The sequence below is a fragment of the Salinicoccus halodurans genome, assembly GCF_900114445.1.
In the GTDB taxonomy this organism is placed as follows: Bacteria; Bacillota; Bacilli; order Staphylococcales; family Salinicoccaceae; genus Salinicoccus; species Salinicoccus halodurans.
The window spans coordinates 1-2,275 of the sequence record NZ_FOTB01000007.1 but is presented as its reverse complement, the minus strand read 5'-3'; the positions used below and the strand labels follow the sequence as shown (position 1 = coordinate 2,275).

Here is a 2,275-nt window from a genome sequence, read left to right as displayed (position 1 = left end):
AAACAACAATACCTTAGAGTAATGTTCGTTGAAAATGAAAAAAATACTCCTGAAATTCGTTTTAAAAGCTTTAACGATGTATGGGAACAGCGTAAATTAGGAGAAGTGGGAGAGACTTTTTCAGGTTTAAGTGGGAAAAAAAAGGCCGATTTTGGACATGGAGAGGCTAGATTTGTAACATATTCAAATATATTTGGTAATGCAATATCTGATCCAAATAATCTAGATATTATTGAGATTGATAATAAACAGAATCAAGTGCAATACGGAGATGTATTTTTTACAACCTCTTCCGAAACCCCTAAGGAGGTAGGAATGAGCTCTGTGTGGCTAGAAGATACAAATAATGTTTATCTTAATAGCTTTTGCTTCGGTTACAGACCGATAATAACTTTTGACCCATACTATTTAGCATTCATGTTACGATCACCTTCAATTCGCAAAAAACTCATCTTTTTAGCACAAGGTATTTCCCGATATAATATTTCAAAGAAAAAAGTGATGGAAATAGGAATTCCGACCCCATCCACCAAAGAACAACAGAAAATCGGCTCGTTCTTCAAGGAGCTAGATGACACTATCGAACTTCATTATAGTAAGTTGGAAAAATTAAACAAAATTAAACAAGTATATTTAAACAAAATGTTTATCTAGAGAGAAATTCTCTCTAGATATTTTTTATTACAGCGTGGATAAATGTCGTATTATTTTATCGTTGTCTTGGTTATTGAGTTCTTTAATTATATGCAGATAGGTTTCTTGAGTAGTAATCATACTGGAATGACCTAGTCGTCGTGCAACGCTTGCAATGGATACTCCAGCAAAAAGTAATAATGAAGCATGTGTATGTCTTAGTCCATGAACTGAAATTATAGGAACATCTGCTTTAATACATAAAGCCCGTAACCTATTGTTTACCATGGAGTTGAAAACTCTACCTTTAACGAATAGTGGTTCTTCGGGATTCAATTCTCTTATCATTTGAGAGAACTGCATTGCAACCTGCCAATCCATAATTACTTTACGCTTCGAAGATTCATTTTTTGTCTCCCGCATTCCTCCCTTTGTAGATTTATAATCCCATGTTTTTTTCACTGAAATGCTTTGCTTTGAGAAATCAAAATCATTCGGTGTTAAAGCGAGTGCCTCAGAAAATCGCAAACCGGTTTTAGCAATGAGAAGTATAAACCAATCCCAGTTAATCTCCTCGTTCAAATCTAAATTTTTCAATAAAGCTTGCAACTCGAACTGATTTAAGAACTTTATCTTTTTAGGTCGCGGTGCCCTCCCCTTTATTATCACTTTACGCGTTGGATTCTTATCAATGACCCCCTCATCAACAGCATCCAATATAGCGGCTTTTAATTGATGATGAAAATCCATGGTAGTTTGTTTCTCATGCATAAAGGCATAATCATTAAGTATAGTTTGATAACTTTGGCGATCTAAATCATACATTCTTAAATTTGGTGCAAGTAATTCCAACTTTTTCAAAGTCATATAATACTTATTCAAAGTAACATCTCTAACTGCCCCTACCTTGTATAGCTCAATCCAATCTTCGAAATATCTGAAGAATAATTGGTTCTCTTTCTTCTTAGTCGACATATAAAAAACCTCCTAAAATCTAATGCTGATTAAAATAAAATCAACGTTTCCGATTTTAAGAGATTTAGGTGTTTTATAAAAACATTTTGCGAAGATAGGATTTTTTTAGTTGTTCTAATGTGCTTAATTTACTTTGATGAAGATTGATTGTATCATCAACTTTTTTAAGAAGTCTGCCAATTTCATTTTGTTCCTCAACACTCGGCTCTGGTATTTTCATTTTACTGATCATTTCTCTGCGAACTGAATCGACTGACGTTTTTGCATTATATTTTCTCGATTCATAAATAAAATTAGTGGAAAAATAGTAATAAAAGTACAAACCACTAAAATTTTTAAAATCTGAAATTTTATAAACTCTTTGATGAAAATCAAATTTACCATTAACATAGTGAAATACTTTCCCTACGCCAACACCGTCTCCTACAGTTAATACAGCTTCACCGTCATAAGAATACGAATCTATTTTTTCTATTTTAGGAGATCTTACATAAAAATCATACTTCCCTCCCTCTATAGAATCCTGAGTATCTCTTTTTCCCGTGGCTATTAATGCTATGTCTTCAACTTGTCGCTGTTCCCATACATCGTTAAAGCTTTTAAAACGAATTTCAGGAGTATTTTTTTCATTTTCAACGAACATTACTCTAAGGTATTGTTGTTTCAA

General features: G+C 33.0%; 3 protein-coding genes. 1 reads left to right on the top strand and 2 read right to left on the bottom strand.

The window, feature by feature from the left end:
• On the top strand, positions 1-654 hold a 654-nt coding region (locus tag BM271_RS14035), incomplete at its 5' end, for a restriction endonuclease subunit S (protein ID WP_234960627.1).
• 27 nt (positions 655-681) lie between these two features.
• On the opposite strand, the gene BM271_RS14030 is transcribed toward BM271_RS14035, so the two are convergent.
• The gene (locus BM271_RS14030) at positions 682-1,608 is read right to left on the bottom strand and encodes a site-specific integrase (RefSeq protein ID WP_046791200.1); all 927 of its coding nucleotides are present in this window, start codon (positions 1,606-1,608) and stop codon (positions 682-684) included.
• A gap of 73 nt (positions 1,609-1,681) precedes the next feature.
• A partial coding sequence (locus BM271_RS14025; protein WP_200795359.1) for a restriction endonuclease subunit S occupies positions 1,682-2,275 on the bottom strand: 594 nt, incomplete at its 5' end.